The following is a 22,116-nucleotide window of genomic DNA, read 5'->3' as shown; positions in this document are numbered from 1 at the left end:
AGTTCAGTAAGCTTTAAAATTTCTACTTCAGCTTTCTTATATCCTCTCCTCCTCGCTCTATTCAGGTATATTTCCCCTATTAAAAGGTTATCCTAATCATCATGTATGTAAGCGTTATTAAAGAAGGAGACCTAGAAACCAAAATGGCAATTCAACGTGGTCTAATAAATGAAAATATAGAACAATTTAAGATACATCTAGAAAAAGAACTGGGTGCTGATTCTGACCTGTTAATTAGAGAACTTCAATTACATAACCGAATAGATTTAATCATTGTCTATATTGATGGGATCTGTGATAAACAAGGGATCGAAACTTCTATTATCAAACCAATTTTGGAAGTAAGTAACGATTCTTTTTATTTCAATGAACCTAATAGAACAGCTGATTTAAACCAATATCTAAAAGACCAGGTATTATCTGCTTCAGAAGTAGAAATAACGTCTAAGTGGGATACTATTTTATCTTCTCTTGTTTCTGGAAATACAGTCATCTTTTTTAATAAGAGTTCAGAAGTGTTAGTGATAGGGACTAAATCCATTGATTCTCGCTCCATTAGCGAACCCACTACACAAGTTCTTGTTCGCGGTCCCAAAGACAGCTTCACTGAAAATATCCGCACTAATACGTCTCTCGTGCGTTCACGTATTCAACATCCTAGTTTACGCATTGAATTTTCTAAATTAGGGGAAATGACACAAACGGATATAGCTATACTATATATATCGGATGTTGTAGACGCTTCTATATTAAAAAAAGTAAAAGAGAAAGTAAAAAGTATTAAAATCGATGGCATTTTGGAATCGAGATATATCGAAAGTTTTTTAGAAGATGAAACATATTCTCCCTTTCCCCGTACGTTTAATACAGAACGGCCAGATGTAATGGCTGGTAACTTGTTGGAAGGGAGAATAGGCATTTTAGTGAATGGGACACCATTTGGGCTTATCTGTCCTACGCTATTAATGGATCACTTCAAAACCGCAGAAGATTATTATGAAAAGTCCGATATTAGCACTTTCGTACGCTTATTGAGGATTTCTTCTTTTATTATCTCATTGTTAACACCAGGTGTGTACGTAGCTCTAGTGACCCATCACATTGGAATGATTCCTACTAACTTAGCTGTTAGTATTGCTGCACAACGAGAAGGAGTACCTTTTCCAACTGTTGTCGAAATTTTTTTGCTTGAGGTGACATTTGAGATTCTACGAGAAGCAGGCATTCGGATTCCCCGAGCTTCGGGACAGGCAGCATCCATTGTAGGTGCTCTAATCATTGGGCAAGGGGTAGTAGAGGCCGGATTTGTCTCTTCTGTATCAACAATTATCGTAGCTTTAACGGCCATTAGCAGCTTTGCTGTACCTCAATATTCCATTGGAGCAACGGCCAGAATCTTACGATTTGTTTTTTTATTTATGGGAGCTTTTATAGGTTTATATGGTATTATGCTATCTTTATTTTTTATTGGTTTTCACATCGCTAAGCTACATTCTTTTGGTGTACCATATTTATTACCTATGACTCCTTTTAATCCTGCTGCTCAACAAGATAGCTTTGTTCGAATGCCTTGGGGTCAAATGAAGCGAAAAAATAATAAGATAAGAGATGAAAAATAAGAGGTCTAAAAGAGATGGTGGGAGACATGATCGTAAGATTTTCTAAAGGGTTTAAAGTTCTAGCAATCATTTCGTTATGTAGTTTTCTTACAGCTTGTGGTGATTATAAAGAAGTAAATCAGATTAGTTTTGCTACCGGTGTGGCCTTGGATAAAGAAAATGATGGAACATATAAGGCTACTCTACAGGTCGTCAATCCTTCTAATGTTTCTTCAGCTAGCAGATCAGGAGGGCAAGGTCCGGCCATATTAAATTATCAAGGACAAGGAAGAACCGTAGGTGAAGCTATGTGGAAGAGCTTCGAGAAACTCCCTCGTCCAGCTAGTTTTCCTCATTTAGAGATAGTGGTAATAAGTGAGGAGATAGCGAAAGAAGGTTTACTTAATGCTCTAGAGTTGTTTGACCGAGAGCCCGGTGTCCGTTTATCAACGGCTGTTACAGTTTCCCATAATGCATCTGCAAGTTCTATTTTAAACGCGCTCACACCTTTAAATAAAATACCAAGCAACTCTTTGATTTCTAATCTAGAGAATGTTAAGAAAGTGGCAGGTACGGGTCAAGCGTTAACTCTTAGTCAGATTATTCAATATATTAAAGATGATGGGCAGGAAGTAGCTATTTCAACGGTAGCATTCCCAAATAAGAAAAAGAGTACAGGTGATTTATCTAATCTAGAAAAAGCATCTCCTACTTCTCCTGAGGTAGATGGGACAGCCTTTTTTAAAGAAGATAAATGGGTTACATGGAGTAAGAAACATGAAATACGTCCTGTATTAATAGCTTATAATGAGATGAATGTAAAAGGGATAGCAGAGATAGAAGAGATAAAGGGCTCATATACCATTGAAAATGATAATGACCTTCAGCCTATTGAAAAAAGTGTAGAGAAAGAAATGAAGAAGGAAATTAAAAAGATGATTGCCCTTACCCAGAAATATCAAACAGACACATTAGGATTTGGTAGAAAGTTATCTGTTCAACATCCTTCTCAATGGGAATATTACCGTAAATCATGGAGTTCTCTTTACCAAAGAGCCCACACAGAAGTTCACGTTGATATTTCGATTAAAACAGCAGGATCACGTACACATTCAAACCAATTCCAAAGGGGAGAAACACAATGAAAGAGAAAATAAATACTATTCAATTTTTCTGCCTCATTGCGTTATTTGAAATAGGAAGCGCTCTATTGCTTGAAGTAGGGCGACCTGCGGGTAAATATGGATGGATTTCCTTGATAGGTGCAGGCATAATAGGATGTTTGCTTTATCTAGTATACACAAAGCTTCATACCTATTATCCTTCCTTGCCTCTTACTCAATATACTCAATTAATCTGGGGGAAGCATATTGGAATAATAATTAGCTTCTTGTATGTCCTCTATTTCATGTATATGGCGGCACGTATCTTGAGAGACTTTACAGCCTTATTATTAATAATGGCTTATCGTAATACTTCTCCAGTTATAATTGCAGCATTGATGATAGGTGTATGCATGTATGGAATTAAACAAGGGATACAAACAATAGGAAGAGTCGCTTTAGCTGGATTTGTTCTTCTTTTTTCTATTTTATCTGTAATCATTTTCTTTGAATGCATTAATGGGTTAATGGAAGTAGATAATGTACGGCCTATTATCCCGAGAGATTGGTCTCCAATCCTCCATACAATTTTCCCAACAGCGTTAACCATTCCATTTGGAGAGATGATTGCTTTTTTAATGATTTTTCCTGATCTTGATCAGAAATCGAAAGTAAAAAAAATAGGATTATATGCCATTATAGCCAGTTGTCTCTTCTTGGCTTTTTCCTCTATTGTTAATATTATGATATTAAATGAAGATATTGTAGAATCATCTATTTTTCCACTTCTTTCAGCTGTTTCTCTTGTGGATATTGCTCATTTTATTACCCGTTTGGAATCTCTAGTTGTTATTACATTGGTTACGTTAGGGATTTTTAAAGTGTTAATTTTCTTCTATTGTACTGTTATTGGAACAGCAGATATCTTACAAATAAAGAACCGAAATAAATTAATCTTACCCATAGGACTTCTAATTTTAACTTTGTCGTTTGCCATTGCGCCTAATCATATTGAACATCTTTATATTGGAATTCACAAAGTACCTTATTACCTACATATTCCTTTGCAAATTGTTGTGCCTATATTACTCCTTTTGACAGCTTTTATAAAGAACAGAAAAAAACATAACCATATTTTCTATAAGAGCTAGTATGTGCTACCGATTTTTGACTATACTTATAAAAAAATAATGAATCCATATTTTATATAGAATGTAAATTGCCTGAAAACGTCTGGCTTTTTAATGCAAAAACATGACTAACGTTTTAAGCAACAGAGGTGGAAAGTAATTTTTCATATTGTGGCATGGTTACGTTTCCAAAGTGCTCTAGAGTCCTACCAGTTGGAAGGTTACCTGGATTGCGCTATTTTGCGATTCGGAAGGCAAACTCTGCTGCTTCCCCCGTTCCCGCAAGAACAAAACCACTGCTTGGAATGACGCCTCCACGATGGTTAAGAATTTCCGTCACTTCTCCGGCATGATTTAATACCACTTCCACACCGTCGCACGATTCTGGCTTTCTTCCAAATACGTACGTATATTGGATAAGCTCACTTTCATCCTTACAAGTAAAATCTTGTTTCGGCCGTTCTGTTGTCATATCTCCCCCAAAACCACCACAATTGCGGATTAATCCTGGTTTCCGACTTAATCCATCCAATCCCCTAACCATGCCATCAGATGAAGTAGCCTGAATGGACGTGGAAAGAGCTGCAATGTTTGCCTTCTCTTCAACAGAAGACAAACACAGAGCTGAACGGCCATTAATCGCCTCACTGGCAAGTTGACCATTACTGTCGAATATACCAGCAAGATCGCCTGGTGTTCCATCCTTTTCTCCTACAATAAAGTATCCAGCATTAATTCCTGCAAGGGCATCATTTCTGTTTGCCAATTGGGTCAATGCTTTTTCCCCTGTCACTGCATCATTTGCTAATTCAGGCACCATATCCCCTTGAAATCGATCCTTATCTACTTCAAGGACGTTTAGTCCTGTTGTTTTCTCTCCGTCTTTCCCCTTATACACAGTCCGTAGACTCGGATGTCCCTTTTCAGATAACTTGTTTCTCATTTCGGTTGCATCCGTTTCCAGCTGATATTGGCCGATGCGAATAATGTATCCAAGTGGACCTTTTTCCCGGTCATCCAAAGCCCGATCCGGTTCTTTAATGATACGAGCAATTTTGAAACCATCCTTCTTTAAATTCCCCCACAATTTCTTTGCCTGCTTCTGTGTTTCTACAAATGCCACATCCACTGTATAAAAGTCTTTAGAAGATATTTCAGCACGATTGATTTTGGTATTCCTCACTCCTGGTGCTGGATTCATAGAAGTTCTTTTCTCATGCAAATTAGACGTCCCCAACGGAAGCACATGATTTTTCATCTGCACTTGTGATTGAACATTCAATTCTACTTGAACTTGAGTTTCTGGAATGACATTTACAATCATCACAGATGCTAGACTAATAGAGACGATAAGCAAAATTGGATTTTTCCATATTTTTCTCATTTTTTCCTCCAATAAACTTATGTCATCCTTTAACTTTATTGCCTAAATGAAATAGTAATTTAAAATACTAATATATTTCAGTCAATTTAAAGTGAACAAAAATAAACATAAATACTCGATAAATATTACAATTCATATTTGTGAAAGGACTGAATTTTGGATATTTTCTCTTTGTACTGAGTAAATCAATCTTAAACAAAGCCTTACCTTGCTTTACTACTTAATCAGTGGATATTATACGATATCAGGTGGGATTATCACTTTGGAGGTGAAATTTATGGAGACAGTAAATAAGAACTTGTTGTTGATACCTGCCATTTTGTCGATTATCAATGTAATCTGCCTTGCTTCTTTCCCCCGTTGGACTTAGTGTCATGAATTACCCATTTTCGAGGATTTTAACTGATTTTGGCTTGTTATGCCCATTTATCGCAACTTTATCATTCTTCTATTTAGTAATTAAAATCAGAGGAATTAAGCATTCCGCCTTAAAGTGCTTTCATTTCGTAAATGCGGTTACATTTCTTGTCCCGCTATGTATTCTTACTTTTCTTATCCTTCGATTCTTAAACGATTGGGATATTTAATTCTAAAAAAAAACGGCTATTTTAAAAATCATCTTTCATCCATCTAAAAAAAGCCCTCTTTTTTTAGGGCTTTTTTGCTAAACCAATTGCATTTAGGCATTATAGTTCTATTCCAATGCATATATCATCCAAATAATTTTGCAAAGGTATTTTCACCTGCAATACCATCTGCAGGTAATCCCTTGGCCCTTTGAAATGCCTTCACCGCTATTTCCGTTCCGCTTCCAAAGATACCATCTATGCCATGTGGATTTTGCCCTTCCAAATAAAGTGCAGCTTGAAGGATATAGGTGATGTTCCCTTTCGCCCCTTCCCTAACATTAGGTGAAGCCGCTTTTGTTTGGGGTCCCCATATTCCATCAACATTAACCTTTGCACCATATTGTTTATTCAATTCGGTTTGAAAACCCTTTATCAAGGCTTTTTTTGTATTAGGACCATAATAACCGTCAACATCTATTTTTACATTATACCGGCTATTTAATGTCCTTTGAATGGACTTGATAGTCTGATTGCCGCTGTCCTTTGCAGGCGGCGTATTTTTTACAATGGCATCCGATTCGACTTGTGTTGCTGGCGGGGTGGTTCCATTCACTTTTGATATCAGTCTAGGCTTTGTTCCCGCTCTTAACTGAGAATAAGTTAGTCCGCCCGTCATATCCAAGTGAGGATAATCTTTTAAGCTTGACCAATCCCCTCCCCATGCAAAGCCCAAGGATTTACCTATAGCCGCTACCCGTTTCCATTTTGCATCAACTGTCCATATGGCATTCTTTCCGTCATCACTTACTATGAAATAATCAATGGCTAGTCCATAGTTATGGTAAGATTGACCTGGCATCGCGTTGGTCACTCTCGGTTTCGATAAATCACTATAGTTTTTACCATCGTAGATATAACCTAGGCGACCTTGACCATATAACTTTGCTTGCTCTTCCATAGACCGATAACCTGCGCTGATTTGGACAAAAATGCCTTCTTGATATGCCCGTTTAACCATTTCCAATGCGGATTCTTTTACAACTGGATGAATTCCGCTGCCCATATTCTTTTCCGAACGATCCAATAAAGTTTCTAATTTAACTGTCAATTTCATCACCTCCTTATATGTTATGGTACTTATTAGGAAATGCTTGTACATCTACCTTGACGTTACAAAGAAAACGCCCTTTTATGTGGACCTAGTAAGGGTTCATCATTCATATAATTCTGGTAAAATAACAAAAGCACAATCCCATTAAGGATCGTGCTTTTGTTATTTTAAAAATGCTAATTTTCATTTTCTTTACCTTTACCAATGACTCTTATCAATTCATCCAGCTTTTCATTTCTTTCTTGATCTAATCTTGTCTTTGCATTGATGAATTTAATTATCTTAATTATGAAATAAACACTTATACCAATAAGTCCCAGATAAAACAAAATCGGTATGATTGCAAAAAGCCCTATTAAGCTGCTGGCTTGGTCCATAAATATCCCCCCTAAATGTAAAATACAGTATTATTATACAGGAAAAACAAAGTAGTCGTCCGATATCAATTTATTATTTAAATTGCGCAATATTGTAATTTTTTTGTGCAAAGTACCTGAAGCTAGCAACATGTTAATAGCTCCCAATAGTCATCAGAAAATTTCATAAAGATAGGGTAAAACAATATTGAAGGATTTGAGTCAGAAAAGGGAGAAGTTAAATTCACCCATTATCATATATCCCACTCTAATCTGCAACTGAATGACCAATTAAAAAAGGCAGCCACTAGGACTGCCTTATGGAACAACTTTTTTTACAGTTGCTTCACTCCATTAGTGATTAATAAAAACTGCGCTTGTTTTTTTTGCATTTGCATTTGCATTTACAACGCTTTCCAGGAAACCATACTGTACTTGGGTCATTGTTCTCAAAACATTTTTCTTCATAACAACAATTCAGCTTCATCCTAACACCCTCCTTACTATTGTATATGCATGGACTGATGGATGGTGTGGACAAGTTGCTAAAAGTTTAGAAGTGACATGCCAATTAATTCATTTTACCTGACTCTGGACAATTTCCGATGTATGTGGAAGCAAACTGAAATCGTCCCAAGTTTATGGCGAGGAATAACGATTTTCGCATCTTTATATACATGCTTATTTGGCCAAGCTTCCATGTTAGCTTCAGCAATGATCCCTGAATTCTTTTTTTCCAATGCGAAGATCATATCACCAAATAATAAACTATACTTTGGAAGCCATTTTGACATGTTACCTGAAAATTGTTATGTCAGCTTGTACAAAGTGGTAAGAGCTGGGACATAAGTATTTTAGTCAACGATAAACCCGAACCATAAGCGGAATTCCGGCTAATAGATCGAGTCTTTCTTGGTTCTTTTCCATAGATTTTGTTGCTTTTTGCATCCTATTTTTAAAAATCTAGTGTAATGGAACGAACTTGTTCTTACAGCTTGAATGGATGAATAAAAACAACATATACGAAAGCAGCATGATATTTAATAGGTAGAATAACGTAGAATGATCCGTCTTTGATGATGGTTTATTTAGTTATGTCCCAGCCTCTTCTCTTCAGTTATTTGTACCAATCATTAGGGGTATTTGAATACTCTTCGTCAGAGGGGAGAGTACCCCATTTATAATTTCCCATTTAAAAATTGGGCTTCGCCTAGTCCAAAACTCCAATCAGCATCCCCATTGGTAACAATTGAAACCATAATATCATTTGGTTCTATTCCACAATTTTCTCCCAACTCTTGAACCAAAACCTTATAAAAATATTGCTTCTGATCTTCCCTTCTTTGCTTACTAGTTACACTTATTACTACTAAGTTCTTACTTCTCTCAAAACCTAACCCTGTATCTTCTATTATTAATTCATGGGCAGGGTGTTGATGAACAATTTGATATCGATCCTTTTCTGGTACATCAAAAGCTTTAACAACTGCCCGGTGAGCAGCATCCAATAGATTTCTCAAAGATTTCTTATCTCGGCCTTCGATTAAATCAAATCTGATTAATGGCATTATAAATACCCTCCAAAGTTAATATTTGATTACGCTGGTGCTTGCATAAATAGAATTAATTAAGAGTGAGAACTTTTATCTACTCTATACGTTTCTTTTTAATCCTATGTCAGACATTTTTTTAAACTAGAAATCAAACAACACTGATTTCACACGCATTACTATTTAATGTGTATACCCGTGTATCCTTTAAAAGGATCCCTCTTATAACATCTTTTGGTTCCATTGCACGGACAATTCCAGCATCTGCTATCACTTGGCCATTTACAAGGTGAAACATTCCTGTTAATTTTCCTTTATTAGAATTATGGTTCTATCCTATAGTAATTGTTTTTGCACTTGCCCCTCTGTATAGGTAGTTGCTTTCAAGTCTATATAGAGAGTGCGAAAACGTCCAGGCGAAGAACCCATTGCAGAAGTAAAAACACGAGTAAAATAGTGAATATTTTTATAGCCGGTTTCTTCCGAGATATCTTCAATGGATAAATCTGTTATTTTGAGTAAGGTCGCCGCTCCCTGTATTCTCTCATTTTGAACAAACTCCGAGTAACTTACACTTGATTTCAAGTCAAATATTCGAGACAAGTGCCGACCGGATATATGCAAATGACTTGCTGCATCCGTAAGTTTTAAAGGCTGTGTTCGTTTATCCTTAATATACAATTTCACTATATTAAAAAGTGAAGAAGCCGTTTTAAGGACAGGTAAGTTGATTATCATTATGTGAATGGGAAACAAAAGTTTGCACTAACGAAAGAATAAGGGAATAAGCCCAATTTTTTTAGCATTTCTTCGAAGAAAGCTTGTTCGGTCTTTGTCGCTTGGATAAGCAGGGATTTCCAAATTAGTGCAGCCATCATATCCTTATCTTCCTTTATATTCATAATCACTTCAGGACATTGCTTAGTTTCCTCCATACTTTTTAACCATTCGTCACTTGATTCCAATTCGATCAATTCAAACGCAACATAGAGGAACGATAGTCCGCTTTCACTTTTTATTTGGTGCAATACATCTGGTTTTGAAAAAAAAATGGTGTTTTTTTATAGCGGATAAATACAATCATCATCTATATACTCCCCTTCCTCATCCATTACAAAACACACATCAAAAAAGAAATGTTTATGAAGAAGATTATCATAATGAATTGGCACGCTCCCCCCAATAATGAACATAAAATGAAGCTAAACGATGAACATATTGATATAAAGCCATTTTTTCCGCTATATATTCATTTAGATTCAAAAAAAGAACCCAGTTTTAAGTTGAAAAAGGATTTATTTATGTATAAGATTGTTTGTCCTCTACTCCAACTATAATATTCCTCTAAAATTAAAAATAAGAGGAGGTCTTCTCGCGGTGTTCATTCGATATTTAATGTTGCGTTTTTCTAATGCGATTAAAAACTCAAGTCTTTTATTTTGACTTTCCAATAGTTCATCCAATCTCAAATGAGACGCTGGAGACCATCCACCAGTCGTCATTTCAACCATACCAACCCCCATTTCACGAATAACATCACGCATTTCCTAATAAGACAATATTTAGTGATCGCATTTGCTTTATAAGGACAGTTTTTTTTATACTTTAAAGACATTTTTTTATGGCTGAACACTTAAAACTCTTAATGATTCCTTATAAGCCCTATAACCTATAAATTGATCTAATAATTCTCAAGTATGCCTTATTGAAAACGGTTCTGATCTATCTAAAAAATTCTGACCTTACCTTCGCTTTCCTACTTCGCCACATTTAGACCAACTACCGATTCATCGTTTTTTCCTTCTTTATTTTTTTACCAGTACCCTTGTCCTGTCCGTCATGAATTGCCAGCCTTAACTATGTTTCTCCAAGTAAGTGTGACAGTTTAGCTCACAGAGTTTAGCAATCTGGCGAAAGTTATTGACAATGATTATCATTCCTATTAATATGTTGATGTAGTCATTGAAAATAAATATCATTACTAATTAATTACTTTTTTGATATGTTTTTAACCTACTCTATAATTAATAAGGAGAAAATCCGCATGAAAAAGCTATTCATACCCTTCCTACTCTTGTTCGTACTTATTCTTAGTGCTTGTGGGAACAAAGAGACAGTGAACGAAAATGATGCATCCAAGGCTAAAAAAGAAACAGTTACATATCAATCAGAAACTGGCCCTATTGAGATTCCTAAAAACCCAAAAAGAATAATTGCTCTTTCTAATGGGCCTAATGTATTGGCTTTAGAAGGTAATATCGTTGGGATAGACCAATGGACTAATATGAATCCACTTTTTCAAGAAAGACTAAAGGGAGTGGAAGTCGTATCAGAAGATAACCTCGAGAAAATCATTGAACTGGAACCGGACCTAATCATAGCGGGATCCGAGATGAAAAATATTGGAAAGCTGAATGAAATTGCTCCAACTGCAGTATTCACTTGGGGGAAATTAGATTATTTATCGCAGCAAATTGAAATCGGAAAACTCTTAAATAAAGAAAAGGAAGCAGAAGAATGGGTTAATGATTTCAAAACGCGTGCCGAATCAGCAGGAAAAGAGATACGTGCAAAAATTGGTGAAGATGCAACCGTTTCTGTAATTGAAAATGATGCTAAAGAATTTTATGTATTTGGAAATAATTATGCACGTGGAACAGAAATATTGTACCAAGCAATGGATTTGAAAATGCCTGAAAAAGTAAAAGAAAAGGCACTTAAACCTGGCATTTATGTCCTCTCATCGGAAGTGCTTCCCGAGTATACTGGAGATTATATTATCTTTAGTAAAAACCCGGATGTCGTTAATTCATTTTTGGAAACCGATACGTGGAAAAATATACCTGCCGTTAAGAACGATCGTATATTTGAAATAAATAGTAAAGCATCTACCTATAGTGATCCAATCACTCTGGAGCACCTTCTGGAATTTTTCGAAAAATCATTTCTTAACAAATAATATGCAAAGAAGGAATTCTATAATTGAGAATTCCTTCTTTAATATGTTTTATACTTGAATTTCTTCTCATAAAAACAAAAGCACCTGTTGTCCTAAAAGGCAATCAGGTATTAAATCTAAATCTAGCTGATGTCCATATCAACAATGAAAAGACCTTAACTTTTGCGTTAGGTCATATAAAAGAACAAGCTTTTCTTGTCCTTCATTATTCTTTCTTCAGGTATCTTCTAAAATACTCTTATCAAAAAATCCTTCTTTTGTGATCAGCTGCATTGGATAAATTCTCATAATTGGCCCATCCTCCAACAATTCACAAAACCTACTTTGTTGTTTTATTAGCTCGTGTAAAACAAGAACTTAAATGGAAAAAGCTGAACAGCCCTTTGTATAACTGCTTATTCAATGCTAGAAAAAATTTGTTTTCTTATATTTGCATCAATTTTATTATTTGAATAATTATCTTGTAAAATATCAATTAAGCGATAGATCATTCCATCCTTTCCATGGTTAATTTCTAAGAAATTATTTACGAAATGATGAAATAGCTCTTCATCCACTGATTCTATTGGAGCAGGTAAATATTTTTCCCCTTGCTCAATGTAAGCTTTCCAATCAGCAAAAGCGATTGCATCAATAATGCAGTTCCAAGCTTTCATCTTTAATTCGTTCTCCTCAAATTGCATTAGAATGAAAAGACCTGTTTCATCAGCATTATCTAAAAATTGATAGATAGTATCTCCAGAAATGTTTTTGTTTTCAACCCAACTCCAGCATAAGTCAATTGCTTCTACTGCATCTTTATACCCAGAAGAGTTCGAAAGCATGCCAATAACTTTTTCAGACAAAGTTAAAAGAAATGCTACCTGTAAATCAGAGTTCATTTCATTAATTTTTTCTATCACAAACTTTTCCTCCTTATTCGATCAAAACTCCATTTTTCAAAATAAAGGATAATTTCCCAGCAGGTTTAACTCCCTCAACTGTCTCAGAAGATAACTTTATCGTTAACTCAGGGTACCTTTTACTTAGTTGCATAAATATTCCTGGTTTAACATTTGGATTAATAATTCCTTGTATACAAGTTGTACAGGCACCTTTTGGATTAGATTGATGTAAATTTAATGTACCGGTAACTTCTTCTGCCTTCAATCCTCTTTTTTCAACCTCCAAAATGAATTCATTAATTACACCTTCCTCAGCATGTCTCGTAGATAAAGGATGGGAAGAAGGAGACTTAATTGGCCTATTGGGCATTACTATATCTAAATCAGGTAAACCTGCTTCTTTTCTAACTTTAGGTGAGCCACCCTCAAATATTTTACCTTCTAAACCTTTTACATCTGTTTTTCCAATAGCAATTGTTTGAGTTTCAGGAACACCTAGTTTTTTTCTAAGAGTTTCCAAATCCTCTTTTCCAATGTTAATACCCGATTTACTTCCCGTTCCATTTAAACCCTTACCACCATCACTCTTCAGCGAAAACTTCTGTACGATATCCTTAATCATCGTTTTATCAAAAGTGACATGCTTGTAGTTGTTTCCATACGCCGTCGCTAATTGTTCGCCCCTGATACGAAGAGGTATTTCCACATTGCCGATTTGCCGGCCGAATGCTTTTGCTTTCTGAACCTGCTTTCGTGCAAATTCCTTGCTGTACGGGATGAACTTTGTCCCACTCGCTACTTTATCAGCGACCTTCGCCGCACCTGCCACACCGCCGATTCCAAGTGCCATCAGCAGCCCGTTCTGGCGCTGTTCCTCGGTGAGCTCGTTGCCGAACATATCTTTGCCGGTGACCGCTTCACCGAGGCCGTTGGCAGCAAGGAGTCCGTATATCCCGTATTCAGTTTTCTGGAGGAGGCTAAAGCCTTTTGTCGTTTTATAGGCATCGAGCGCTTGGTTCGCTGCGTTGAGTCCTTTTGCCGTTTTGTATAGCGCGCTCCCGCCTTTGATGGCCCGGCCTGCCCACCCGACGACGGGGATGAATCCAGCAGCTGCCATGGCGCCGGCGGCGATTCGTTCGGCATCGGATAGCTTGCGGCCCGTTACTGGATCCACTCCCGTTGAGGCCCTGATTGAATCATAATATCCCGTGAATTCCCCTGTAAAGGTTTTTGTCGTATCCCAGGCTTTTTCATACCATGGTCGGTTTTCGAGTTCTTCCATTTCTCGTTCGATTTTCCTGGCTTCGGCTTGTTGCTTTTTGAAGGTTTGATAGTCTTTCATCTGACCGGCGACTTCATCCTTCACTTGATAGACGTCACTATTCTTGAATGCGGACTGGTTGAACGTCATCGGCGAAACGCTACCGTCCTGTTTGGTGGCATCAAGCAAGGCGCGGAAGAGGCCAACGGCCACGTTTTCCTGCCCGACGGACACATCATACTCCTCGACCAATTGCCGGTCGACATTCTCGACCTTTGTCACGGTGTCATCCAGCCTCTGTCCGGCCAGCGTGATTTTTTCATTAAAGTCTTTTTGATCGAACATATCAAGTGGCAGGATATCGTCAATGCTGTTCAGGATCCTTTGGAGATCGCGCGCTTGTTCATCGACAAGCGACTTCGCTTGGCTAATGCCTGCCGACACTTCGCCATCTAAAAAGGGAACCTCGACCACCGTATTTCCGGATAGGTCCGCTTCTTCCAAATTGGCTGGAATGCCTTCCAAAAAACTGATTTGCGTCGTGAATAGCTCCATCCAGGCGTCCGCTACCTCGATTTGTGCTTCATAGAAGCTTTTGATGGCGGTAGCACCAGCTCCTTGAAACTCGTTATCCAGGCCAACGATGCCCTGAAATTCCTTTTTCAGGGCTGCGAATTCCTTATTAAGTTCTTCATATTGCTTGGCTCGCAACTTGGTTGCGGTCGTCAATGTCTCGGCTTCATATATTTTCATCACGGTTGATATCCATATGAAGACGTATGGACGATCGCTTCATCCTGTTCTTTTAATAAGTCAATGTTGGCGCGGGTATCTTCGACATTTTTCTGGACGATTTTGATATATTGCTCGAAGACCTTCTCCAGGTTCGTTTCCCGATCGATCCATTTCGAAGTGAATTCCAATTTATTGTTGCAAAGCTCGCCTGCTGGCAAATTTCCAAGCGTGACTGTACCAAGTGCCGTCTTCACCTGATCGACTTGTTTCGTAACGGCAGGATGATTCAGTTTGATTGTCGTCATTAAAACAACCGCCTTTTTAAATCTGATATTTTACCATCCAGCTGTTCAAATGCCTCTTCCCCTTTGCTCAAAAGGGAGTCGGCTTCTTGGGCTATATTCCCTGCTATGCTCAGAAGCGTATTCTCGGCATTCAGCTTTGTAATCATTGCCTCGATTTTCCATTGGTAATCGTCATAATCGTCATGAATGATACTAAACATCACATTGTAGGCATCATGACGGGCTTCCTGAAATTGATCTGAGCGCTTCCCTGTCCAGCTGCCTCCTAGCTCAGGGTCTTTAATTTTCCTAATCTCGTTCAGGCACATGCTCTGCTCTTTAATAATATCGTTCTTCGCATTTTCTAAACGTTCAATTTTCACATGTAAATCAGCTTTTTTACTGGAGATAGCAGAGTGTATATTACTTAAAATATCTGCATAAATCATGAAACTCACCTCAGAAACAGTATAATTCTACATTAACTGTCATATTTTTCTTATTTAACATTATAAGGATTAAAGTCCGAGAGTTAAATAGGGATAAATATGCTATTTTGTCAGTTGAAAGAGAAGATTGGCATAAAAAAGTTCCTACCTACCATATTCTTTATACCCGTCATTTTACCAATTTTAAACAAGTAAGTAGAGTGTCATCTCATTGGGTTTTCTATAAAAATTGCCCCCACTTCATTCAAACTGCCCTAAACCGTGTCTGTGCAACAAATCATCCCGAACAAATTTCCTGCATGTAGAAGATAATTGTGTCCGTTCGGGATGTATCAAATCTCCAAAAGGCAAATCACCGACAAACTTCACTTCGCCTTCAAAATCCTGTCCTGATTCAGCATCAAAACCGATTACTTTCACAAAGCAAGTTTTATGTCCGGTTTTCATAAAATCAATTACCGTTAATACATGATTATGTGCATCGTTCATTCTTTTTCCCTCCCACCATTAAAGCATTAAGTAAGGATAATTTTTACTAGCATTCAATCAAAACAACCCTAACTAAGATCGCTAAAGGCATTAAAACATTGGAAATAGGTACACCTATTTTCCACAAAACTTTTATAATTTATTTTTCTATGTATTTTGCTGACCTTTTCACCATTTTATGAACTATAACCATGTATAACTGATGTTGCATATCCTGACTTTTCAATTCATTCACTTATGTTTTTACGTTTCCCGGAATATACTTCTCTTATCATGTCTATAATTTCATATCACTTCCACTGAAGGTCAGTCAGGCAACCCCAGGGACCTTCCCCCCTTCTATATAGATTTATAACCTGCTATAATCTAAGGAATGGAGGTGTGAAAAATGAAAGAAATCATCCAGATATTGGCTGAAATCGTCAATAATCTTCACGATTTCATCCTATTCTTTGTGAGTGACACATTAAATTCAAATGCAACAGACAAAGATCTGCATTTTTGGATAATGGGAATCATCGGTATCATCATATTTTTGTTCGTGTTATTTTTATCGAATTTAATTTCCCGGATGCGTTTTGGGATAACGATACTATCTTTCCTATATACCTTTACAGTCATGGTAGTTTTAGTATTTGCCATTGAAATACAGCAAGCCCTTACCAGCAGAGGAAATATGGAGTTTCAAGATGCGGCGATAGGCCTATGGGGGTTCATCGTATTTTTCATGGTTTTTGCTGTACTATCATCCATATTCCTTTTAGTGAAGAATTTTTTTAAGCAATCAAAAAAAAGGTAACGATAGGTCACCTTGCTTATGACATTCCTAATGGCCATTCAATAACTAGAAATTCGGATTTCGTATTGGCGGAATGATATACTCTCTGTAGCATCAACTTAAATGGGAAGGAAGGTTACAGAGAAGCAAATTTGATTCGGGGTAAATTAGCATAAACTATCATTACTTCGGTTCACTTTCATTGAATAAATCAATGCTAAACAGATTAAAAGAATCGTCGTCATTAATACGTTCCTGGTCATTACCAGAAATATCAGGACTATTTTCCCTGCGACGGCGATTTACTTCCCTTAATTCCGCTTCCAGAAAATCCGCTTGTTCGTGGGAAAGCTTGATGGTGATTTCATTATTTTGATCATCTGCAGCTTTCAAGAGAACATAGCTATCCGCAGCATTACGTAAAGTCACATTGCTTACTGTTAAATTCATGTTCGTGAGTTCATATCTTGCCTTCATAAAGTAAAAAGAACCTCCATCGGAAAATACCGGTTAAAATAATGTATATTAAATATACTCTACTTCAAGATATCTAAATATACAAATTCTTTGTTTGAAAAAGCCTTGAAACCTAAAGAAATCTACCTCTTTAAAGAGCTTCCCAATACTAAATGGATCATTGCTGCGCCGTGTCATTAACTCCGCGATCTTGTATAAAGATACAGGTGACGTTTCTTCCACTGAAAATCCAGAAGTTCTGGAAACAATCAAGCAATTGGATGCTATAAACAAAACCCTTCACGACCGGAAAGGTTCCATTTGTTTACAATTATTTCTCAATCGCGCAAGTAATATCGTATGGACCCATGCTTTCATTTGAAGTAGATGTGGTATATACGCCCCTCCGTCTGCACCGCCTTTTATGAGAAGGAAATAAACATTTGTTCTCCATGCTCCATTTTCTTCGTCTATGTAACCTAATGCAGTATTTTCAGGAAGCTGGTCCATGGAAAAATAACCGGAATCTTTCATTTCACAAGGCCGAAAGATATTATTGACGATATATTCAGAAAATTTATTTCCGGTTAATTCCTCAACAATCAACCCTAATAAAATATAGCCGACATTATTGTAATGAAATCTTTCCCCGGGTTCGAACATTATCACTTCATCTTGAAACATTGGCAGGAAATCTTTTGAATTTTCCATATGGCACATTGGTTTTTTCTGCCAAATCTGTTCGAAATCATTCATCACTTCTTCATCAAAGTAATCAGGAATGTCCGAAGTGTGTGTTAAGAGGTGATGGATGGTTACATTTTGATGGAAATCAGGAAACACGATCGAAAGACAGTCTTTAAGCTTAGAATCCAACGTAAGTTTCCCTTTTTGTATGAACTGGCAAATGGCAATCGCTGTAAACTGTTACATCCAGAAGCAATGCCGACCCTTGTTTCGGTCGTATTCATGATTTCATCCGCTCGGTTGAAATAGCCATGTGCTGAGCTATGGATCTGGTCATCTACGCTTTCACACCGATTACACCCGAGAATTCAATTTCCTTGCTTGTTTCTTCAATAATCCTGGATAGATCCATATGTAGAGTCGACATTCAGTTTTCCCCTTTGCCGGTAAAATTTTCATTACCTATGGTGTTCATCATGGTCTTGCAAAAGAACCCGCATCTTATGTGATGCGGGATAACTTTTATTAGATTTCACTCTTTCTTTTATTTCCACCAAGTATCATAAACGTTAATGGCTTCATTGCGTTTATGTTCGGTTTTGGTATACCATCCTTCGATGATTTCGGCAGCTTCCGTTCTGATTTCCTTGCCTTCAAGGTAATCATCGATTTCATCATAGCTAACACCTAAAGCCACTTCATCAGGAAGTAACGGTTTGTCATCTTCTAAATCAGCCGTTGGTATTTTCGTATAAAGACGCTCAGGAGCACCGACGAAATTCAGGATTTCTTTTCCTTGCCTTTTATTTAAGCGGAATAATGGAATGATATCCGCTGCACCGTCACCATGTTTCGTAAAGAATCCTGTGATCGCTTCAGCTGCATGGTCCGTACCAAGCACGACGCCTTTATAAAGTCCGGCTAAATCATATTGTACCTTCATTCGCTCACGTGCTTTGACATTTCCCCTTAAGAAATTCGATAGCTTTTCAGAAACTGCATCTTCCACAGCTTTAACTGATGCATCTACCGCTTCCTTGATGTTGACAGTAACCGTTTGGCTTGGCTTGATGAATTTTAAAGCCAGCTGCCTGTCCTCTTCATCAGCCTGTACTCCATATGGCAAGCTTACAGCAACAAACTTATAGTCAGTGCCATTTTTTTCTTCATTCAATTCATTGACAGCAGTTTGGGCAATATACCCCGCCAGTGTTGAATCTTGACCTCCAGATATTCCAAGTACAAAGCTTTTCAGAAACGTATTTTTCTTCATGTACCCTTTTAATAGATCAACACTTTTCCTGAATTCGACTTCAGGATCGATCGTTGGTTGGACAAGTAAATTTTTTACGATTTCTTTTTGTAATGGACGCATTGGCATAGCCCCGCTTTCTAATAAAATAGATTGGTCATTTTGTTAGCATTCTTTCTACATTGGCTTTAACTTCATCTATATTCCTCATTTTATTATCCCAACAATCCTGGCTTAGATCTACCGGGTATTCTTCAGGATTAAGTGCACGAAGGTACTCCGGCCATAATACTTGGAGATTTTTTTGCGTGAAGGCCTTGATTTCAACTATGGTCGGCAATTCATAAATCAAACTTCCATTCTTGAAAATATCCACATGCAGATCAACTGCATCGAAATCTGTGACGAATTTACTTAGGAAGGTATGGACAGGGTGAAACATTTTTAATTTTTCCTGTTCCTGCGGCTTCTCATATTCCATCGCCAAATAATCACCTTCAGCATGATGGTTCACTTTATTGATGATTCGATATACTCGTTTTAATCCAGGTGTCGTAACCTTTTCAGGGTTAGAAGAAATTTTGATGGTATCTCTCATATTCCCATCTTCGCCCTCTATTGAAACCATTTTATAAACAGCACCGAGCGCTGGCTGGTCATAGGCCGTAATCAACTTGGTTCCGATGCCCCAGATGTCAATTCTTGCTCCTTGTTGTTTTAGATTGATGATCGTATATTCATCCAAGTCATTGGAAGCGACAATTTTCGCATCATGGAACCCTGCGGCATCAAGCATACGCCGTGCTTCTTTTGATAAATAAGCTAAATCACCGCTGTCAAGACGGACGCCAATGAAATTGATTTTATCGCCCAGTTCCTTGGCAACACGGATTGCATTCGGGATGCCAGAACGCAGTGTATCATAGGTATCAACCAAGAATACACAGTCTTTATGGGAAACAGCGTATTTATGAAAAGCCGTATATTCATCTTTATAAGCTTGGATCATGGAATGTGCATGTGTTCCTGAAACCGGTATGCCGAACAGTTTTCCAGCACGTACATTACTAGTGGAATCAAAGCCAGCAATATAGGCCGCTCTCGCACCCCAAATTGCAGCATCCATTTCTTGTGCCCGCCTTGAACCGAATTCAAGGGCAGATTCTTCACCGATGACCTGTTTGATGCGCGAAGCTTTTGTTGCTACGAGTGTGTGATAATTCACAATGTTAAGCAACGCAGTTTCTATGAGTTGGGCCTCACCAAGCGGTGCCTCCACCCGCAATATCGGTTCATTGCCGAAGACAAGCTCCCCCTCTTTCATACAGCGGATCGCTCCCGTGAAACGGATGTTTTGTAAATAGTTCAAAAATTCTTCATCATAGTGCAGATCATTTTTCAAATAGTCGATATCACTTTCCGAGAATGAAAAGTTTTGAAGGTAATGGACAATTTTTTCTAGTCCCGCAAAAATCGCATAACCGCTGTTAAATGGAAGCTTTCTGAAAAATATCTCGAAAACTGCCTTTCGGTTATGTGTTTTATCCTGCCAATAAGTTTGTGCCATATTGATTTGGTAAAGATCAGTGTGTAATGCGTAACTGTCGTCGTTGTACTTTTTTTCCATGGATAGTTCCTCCCAAAAAAGAAGCATTCGCTTCCCTTCTATTCTGTTACTTAAATGGATATTATAGAATGGTTGCTCCAAGAGATCCTTTAAAATGTCCAAGTGCCCAATGGTGACCAGCATTATTGAACGAGGCCACTGCATTTTCATATACAAAGATCTTATAGCCTAGATTATAAGCGTCGATTGCCGTATGCAAAATACAGATATCTGTACAAACCCCGACTAAATATATATCGGTAATGTGACGTTCCCTTAGACGTATATCAAGGTCCGTTCCTGCAAATGCCGAATAACGTGTTTTATCTATATAATGAACATTCTTTTGATTTTTATTTGTTTCATACTCCTCTTTTAACGCCCCGTATAGGTCTCTACCCATTGTACCGCTAATATTATGCGGTGGAAACAAATTCGATTCAGGATGTAAGCGGTCTCCTTCTTCATGTAAATCAATCGCAAATACCGTGTATTCGCCTTGTTTGATGAAATCCCTGGTTATACTGACAAGTGCCTTCTCGATATCCTGGCCTGGCTTCCCGCAGGTCAATGAACCCCCATCTGCCACGAAGTCGTACGTATAATCTATATTGATCAATGCCCTTTTTCCCATACCACATATTCCCCCTTAATAGTAAATAGAGTCCATCACAACCTCTGCATTAAACCGGTAAAGCTGTGAAGGCCGATACGAGTTACGTTTCGTTTTTTTCTGCATACCCTTTTCATCCAAGACTTTCTCCAAAAAAGGTAGTTTCGGGGCTTTTGCATAAAAAAGTGAGTCTGCGCTGATTTTCGCATCATCTCTGGCTGTAAGCAAAACACGTTGCAGTTCAGAAAGTGTAAATTCATCCGGCAGGAATTTTTGGGCTATCGTCGTTTGCACCATTTCTTTTTTCAATAAATTCATCGCATCTTTAATAATAGTATAATGATCAAATGCAAGATCTAATTGTAAGGCTTCCTGGATCGTGAACAATTCAACCTCGGCTGCATCGTCATTCGCTTTTCTTTGATGAAGAAACTCTTCCTGGACAATTGCATAAAAAGCATTGGATATGATCCATCCCCTGGAATCGCGCCCTGGCCGGTCATAAACCCCGAAATGCTTGACATGGAATCCGGCTACGCCCGTTTCTTCTTTCAATTCTCTTTTGGCAGCTTCATACGCAGTCTCGCCAGCATTGACAAATCCTCCAGGTAAAGCCCATTTATCCCCTTCAACATTCGGGCTTCCTTCCTTATCTTTTGTGGCACGTTTGATTAATAATAGCTTCAAAAACATTTCAGGAGGGGCTTTCTCTGCCGTTTTCTTTGTAGTAATGGTAAAAATAGCAATATCTGCTGTGTATCCATCTGGAGAAATATATTTCTTTTTTTCCTGCTGAGCCATGGCAACTCTCACTTCCTTTCACTAAGTATGGAATTGAGTAATTAGTAAATCATTAATTACT

Annotated in this window: 23 protein-coding genes and 1 pseudogene; 5 read left to right on the top strand and 19 right to left on the bottom strand. The window is 37.7% G+C overall.

Annotated elements, in window-relative coordinates; translation table 11 throughout:
* Positions 1-143: 143 nt before the first annotated feature.
* Genes IOC57_RS17560 through IOC57_RS17550 form a run of 3 tightly spaced genes read left to right on the top strand, consistent with a single transcriptional unit; the run spans position 144 to position 3,852 of the window.
* Complete coding sequence (locus IOC57_RS17560; protein ID WP_207439903.1) at positions 144-1,619, top strand: spore germination protein; 1,476 nt, start codon at positions 144-146, stop codon at positions 1,617-1,619.
* 26 nt (positions 1,620-1,645) lie between these two features.
* Positions 1,646-2,743 (top strand): Ger(x)C family spore germination protein, encoded by a 1,098-nt coding sequence (locus IOC57_RS17555; protein ID WP_207439902.1) that lies wholly within the window; start codon positions 1,646-1,648, stop codon positions 2,741-2,743.
* The gene (locus IOC57_RS17550; RefSeq protein ID WP_207439901.1) at positions 2,740-3,852 is read left to right on the top strand and encodes a GerAB/ArcD/ProY family transporter; all 1,113 of its coding nucleotides are present in this window, start codon (positions 2,740-2,742) and stop codon (positions 3,850-3,852) included. Before IOC57_RS17555 ends, IOC57_RS17550 begins: the two co-directional genes overlap by 4 nt.
* Positions 3,853-4,066: 214 nt before the next feature.
* Here the strand turns inward: IOC57_RS17550 and IOC57_RS17545 are convergent, their stop codons facing one another.
* From IOC57_RS17545 to IOC57_RS25990, 8 genes and pseudogenes are all read right to left on the bottom strand, one after another.
* Positions 4,067-5,215 (bottom strand): SPOR domain-containing protein, encoded by a 1,149-nt coding sequence (locus tag IOC57_RS17545; protein ID WP_207439900.1) that lies wholly within the window; start codon positions 5,213-5,215, stop codon positions 4,067-4,069.
* A gap of 711 nt (positions 5,216-5,926) precedes the next feature.
* Positions 5,927-6,898 carry a peptidoglycan-binding protein gene (locus IOC57_RS17540; protein WP_207439899.1) on the bottom strand — a complete coding sequence of 324 codons (972 nt, stop codon included), beginning with the start codon at positions 6,896-6,898 and terminating at the stop codon, positions 5,927-5,929.
* 173 nt (positions 6,899-7,071) lie between these two features.
* A complete protein-coding gene (locus tag IOC57_RS17535; protein WP_207439898.1) occupies positions 7,072-7,272 on the bottom strand; it encodes a hypothetical protein in 201 nt (66 codons plus the stop codon).
* Between the two features lie 1,157 nt (positions 7,273-8,429).
* The gene (locus IOC57_RS17530) at positions 8,430-8,819 is read right to left on the bottom strand and encodes a tautomerase family protein (protein ID WP_207439897.1); all 390 of its coding nucleotides are present in this window, start codon (positions 8,817-8,819) and stop codon (positions 8,430-8,432) included.
* A gap of 133 nt (positions 8,820-8,952) precedes the next feature.
* Entirely contained in the window at positions 8,953-9,099 is a 147-nt protein-coding gene (locus IOC57_RS17525; protein WP_207439896.1) for a hypothetical protein, read from the bottom strand.
* Positions 9,100-9,137: 38 nt separating this feature from the next.
* Positions 9,138-9,539 (bottom strand): helix-turn-helix transcriptional regulator, encoded by a 402-nt coding sequence (locus IOC57_RS26000; RefSeq protein WP_286184967.1) that lies wholly within the window; start codon positions 9,537-9,539, stop codon positions 9,138-9,140.
* Complete coding sequence (locus tag IOC57_RS25995) at positions 9,539-9,829, bottom strand: hypothetical protein (protein WP_286184966.1); 291 nt, start codon at positions 9,827-9,829, stop codon at positions 9,539-9,541. Before IOC57_RS25995 ends, IOC57_RS26000 begins: the two co-directional genes overlap by 1 nt.
* A 366-nt stretch (positions 9,830-10,195) precedes the next feature.
* Positions 10,196-10,345: pseudogene (locus tag IOC57_RS25990) on the bottom strand (sugar phosphate isomerase/epimerase); the annotation flags it as partial.
* A 500-nt stretch (positions 10,346-10,845) separates the two neighbouring features.
* On the opposite strand from IOC57_RS25990, the gene IOC57_RS17515 reads away from it, so the two are divergent.
* The gene (locus IOC57_RS17515; RefSeq protein WP_207439895.1) at positions 10,846-11,760 is read left to right on the top strand and encodes an iron-hydroxamate ABC transporter substrate-binding protein; all 915 of its coding nucleotides are present in this window, start codon (positions 10,846-10,848) and stop codon (positions 11,758-11,760) included.
* A 395-nt stretch (positions 11,761-12,155) separates the two neighbouring features.
* Here IOC57_RS17515 and IOC57_RS17510 read toward each other — a convergent pair whose 3' ends face one another.
* The 5 genes from IOC57_RS17510 to IOC57_RS17490 all read right to left on the bottom strand — a co-directional run bounded on the left by IOC57_RS17510 (position 12,156) and on the right by IOC57_RS17490 (position 15,862).
* Positions 12,156-12,662 (bottom strand): Imm6 family immunity protein, encoded by a 507-nt coding sequence (locus IOC57_RS17510; RefSeq protein WP_207439894.1) that lies wholly within the window; start codon positions 12,660-12,662, stop codon positions 12,156-12,158.
* A gap of 13 nt (positions 12,663-12,675) precedes the next feature.
* The gene (locus tag IOC57_RS17505; protein ID WP_207439893.1) at positions 12,676-14,658 is read right to left on the bottom strand and encodes a ribonuclease YeeF family protein; all 1,983 of its coding nucleotides are present in this window, start codon (positions 14,656-14,658) and stop codon (positions 12,676-12,678) included.
* Positions 14,658-14,945 (bottom strand): YwqI/YxiC family protein, encoded by a 288-nt coding sequence (locus IOC57_RS17500; protein WP_207439892.1) that lies wholly within the window; start codon positions 14,943-14,945, stop codon positions 14,658-14,660. The genes IOC57_RS17505 and IOC57_RS17500 overlap by 1 nt, the downstream gene beginning before the upstream one ends.
* Positions 14,945-15,373, bottom strand: a complete 429-nt coding sequence (locus tag IOC57_RS17495) for a YwqH-like family protein (RefSeq protein ID WP_207439891.1) — start codon at positions 15,371-15,373, stop codon at positions 14,945-14,947. Before IOC57_RS17495 ends, IOC57_RS17500 begins: the two co-directional genes overlap by 1 nt.
* A 240-nt stretch (positions 15,374-15,613) precedes the next feature.
* Positions 15,614-15,862, bottom strand: a complete 249-nt coding sequence (locus tag IOC57_RS17490) for a hypothetical protein (protein ID WP_207439890.1) — start codon at positions 15,860-15,862, stop codon at positions 15,614-15,616.
* 388 nt (positions 15,863-16,250) lie between these two features.
* Between IOC57_RS17490 and IOC57_RS17485 the strand changes: the two genes are divergently transcribed.
* Positions 16,251-16,661: a hypothetical protein gene (locus IOC57_RS17485; protein WP_207439889.1), complete on the top strand. Its 411-nt coding sequence runs from the start codon at positions 16,251-16,253 to the stop codon at positions 16,659-16,661.
* Between the two features lie 162 nt (positions 16,662-16,823).
* Here IOC57_RS17485 and IOC57_RS17480 read toward each other — a convergent pair whose 3' ends face one another.
* The 6 genes from IOC57_RS17480 to IOC57_RS17455 form a co-directional block, all read right to left on the bottom strand.
* Positions 16,824-17,117, bottom strand: coding sequence for a hypothetical protein (locus IOC57_RS17480; protein WP_207439888.1), 294 nt, complete (start codon positions 17,115-17,117; stop codon positions 16,824-16,826).
* A 279-nt stretch (positions 17,118-17,396) separates the two neighbouring features.
* On the bottom strand, positions 17,397-18,011 hold the full coding sequence (locus IOC57_RS17475) for a serine hydrolase domain-containing protein (protein WP_396020854.1): 615 nt from the start codon (positions 18,009-18,011) through the stop codon (positions 17,397-17,399).
* A gap of 316 nt (positions 18,012-18,327) precedes the next feature.
* Positions 18,328-19,158, bottom strand: coding sequence for an ammonia-dependent NAD(+) synthetase (nadE, locus tag IOC57_RS17470; RefSeq protein ID WP_207439887.1), 831 nt, complete (start codon positions 19,156-19,158; stop codon positions 18,328-18,330).
* A 34-nt stretch (positions 19,159-19,192) separates the two neighbouring features.
* A complete protein-coding gene (locus IOC57_RS17465; RefSeq protein WP_207439886.1) occupies positions 19,193-20,662 on the bottom strand; it encodes a nicotinate phosphoribosyltransferase in 1,470 nt (489 codons plus the stop codon).
* 61 nt (positions 20,663-20,723) lie between these two features.
* Positions 20,724-21,275: a cysteine hydrolase family protein gene (locus IOC57_RS17460; RefSeq protein ID WP_207439885.1), complete on the bottom strand. Its 552-nt coding sequence runs from the start codon at positions 21,273-21,275 to the stop codon at positions 20,724-20,726.
* 15 nt (positions 21,276-21,290) lie between these two features.
* Complete coding sequence (locus IOC57_RS17455) at positions 21,291-22,055, bottom strand: NUDIX domain-containing protein (RefSeq protein ID WP_207439884.1); 765 nt, start codon at positions 22,053-22,055, stop codon at positions 21,291-21,293.
* Between the last annotated feature and the right edge of the window lie 61 nt (positions 22,056-22,116).

This window comes from Bacillus sp. SD075, assembly GCF_017355165.1.
Taxonomy (GTDB): domain Bacteria; phylum Bacillota; class Bacilli; order Bacillales; family DSM-1321; genus Peribacillus.
This window is presented reverse-complemented; position numbering and strand designations above follow the sequence as displayed.

Bases quoted from the DNA above. Each gene is read 5' to 3' on its own strand.
- IOC57_RS17480 (WP_207439888.1), bottom strand. From the start codon at position 17,117: ATGAAGGCAAGATATGAACTCACGAACATGAATTTAACAGTAAGCAAT.
- IOC57_RS17535 (WP_207439898.1), bottom strand. From the start codon at position 7,272: ATGGACCAAGCCAGCAGCTTAATAGGGCTTTTTGCAATCATACCGATT.
- IOC57_RS17530 (WP_207439897.1), bottom strand. From the start codon at position 8,819: ATGCCATTAATCAGATTTGATTTAATCGAAGGCCGAGATAAGAAATCT.
- IOC57_RS17555 (WP_207439902.1), top strand. From the start codon at position 1,646: ATGATCGTAAGATTTTCTAAAGGGTTTAAAGTTCTAGCAATCATTTCG.
- IOC57_RS17540 (WP_207439899.1), bottom strand. From the start codon at position 6,898: ATGAAATTGACAGTTAAATTAGAAACTTTATTGGATCGTTCGGAAAAG.
- IOC57_RS26000 (WP_286184967.1), bottom strand. From the start codon at position 9,539: ATGATAATCAACTTACCTGTCCTTAAAACGGCTTCTTCACTTTTTAAT.
- nadE (WP_207439887.1), bottom strand. From the start codon at position 19,158: ATGCGTCCATTACAAAAAGAAATCGTAAAAAATTTACTTGTCCAACCA.
- IOC57_RS17490 (WP_207439890.1), bottom strand. From the start codon at position 15,862: ATGAACGATGCACATAATCATGTATTAACGGTAATTGATTTTATGAAA.
- IOC57_RS17455 (WP_207439884.1), bottom strand. From the start codon at position 22,055: ATGGCTCAGCAGGAAAAAAAGAAATATATTTCTCCAGATGGATACACA.
- IOC57_RS17460 (WP_207439885.1), bottom strand. From the start codon at position 21,275: ATGGGAAAAAGGGCATTGATCAATATAGATTATACGTACGACTTCGTG.
- IOC57_RS17505 (WP_207439893.1), bottom strand. From the start codon at position 14,658: ATGAAAATATATGAAGCCGAGACATTGACGACCGCAACCAAGTTGCGA.
- IOC57_RS17545 (WP_207439900.1), bottom strand. From the start codon at position 5,215: ATGAGAAAAATATGGAAAAATCCAATTTTGCTTATCGTCTCTATTAGT.
- IOC57_RS17560 (WP_207439903.1), top strand. From the start codon at position 144: ATGGCAATTCAACGTGGTCTAATAAATGAAAATATAGAACAATTTAAG.
- IOC57_RS17485 (WP_207439889.1), top strand. From the start codon at position 16,251: ATGAAAGAAATCATCCAGATATTGGCTGAAATCGTCAATAATCTTCAC.
- IOC57_RS17465 (WP_207439886.1), bottom strand. From the start codon at position 20,662: ATGGAAAAAAAGTACAACGACGACAGTTACGCATTACACACTGATCTT.
- IOC57_RS17515 (WP_207439895.1), top strand. From the start codon at position 10,846: ATGAAAAAGCTATTCATACCCTTCCTACTCTTGTTCGTACTTATTCTT.
- IOC57_RS17550 (WP_207439901.1), top strand. From the start codon at position 2,740: ATGAAAGAGAAAATAAATACTATTCAATTTTTCTGCCTCATTGCGTTA.
- IOC57_RS17525 (WP_207439896.1), bottom strand. From the start codon at position 9,099: ATGTTTCACCTTGTAAATGGCCAAGTGATAGCAGATGCTGGAATTGTC.
- IOC57_RS17500 (WP_207439892.1), bottom strand. From the start codon at position 14,945: ATGACGACAATCAAACTGAATCATCCTGCCGTTACGAAACAAGTCGAT.
- IOC57_RS17495 (WP_207439891.1), bottom strand. From the start codon at position 15,373: ATGATTTATGCAGATATTTTAAGTAATATACACTCTGCTATCTCCAGT.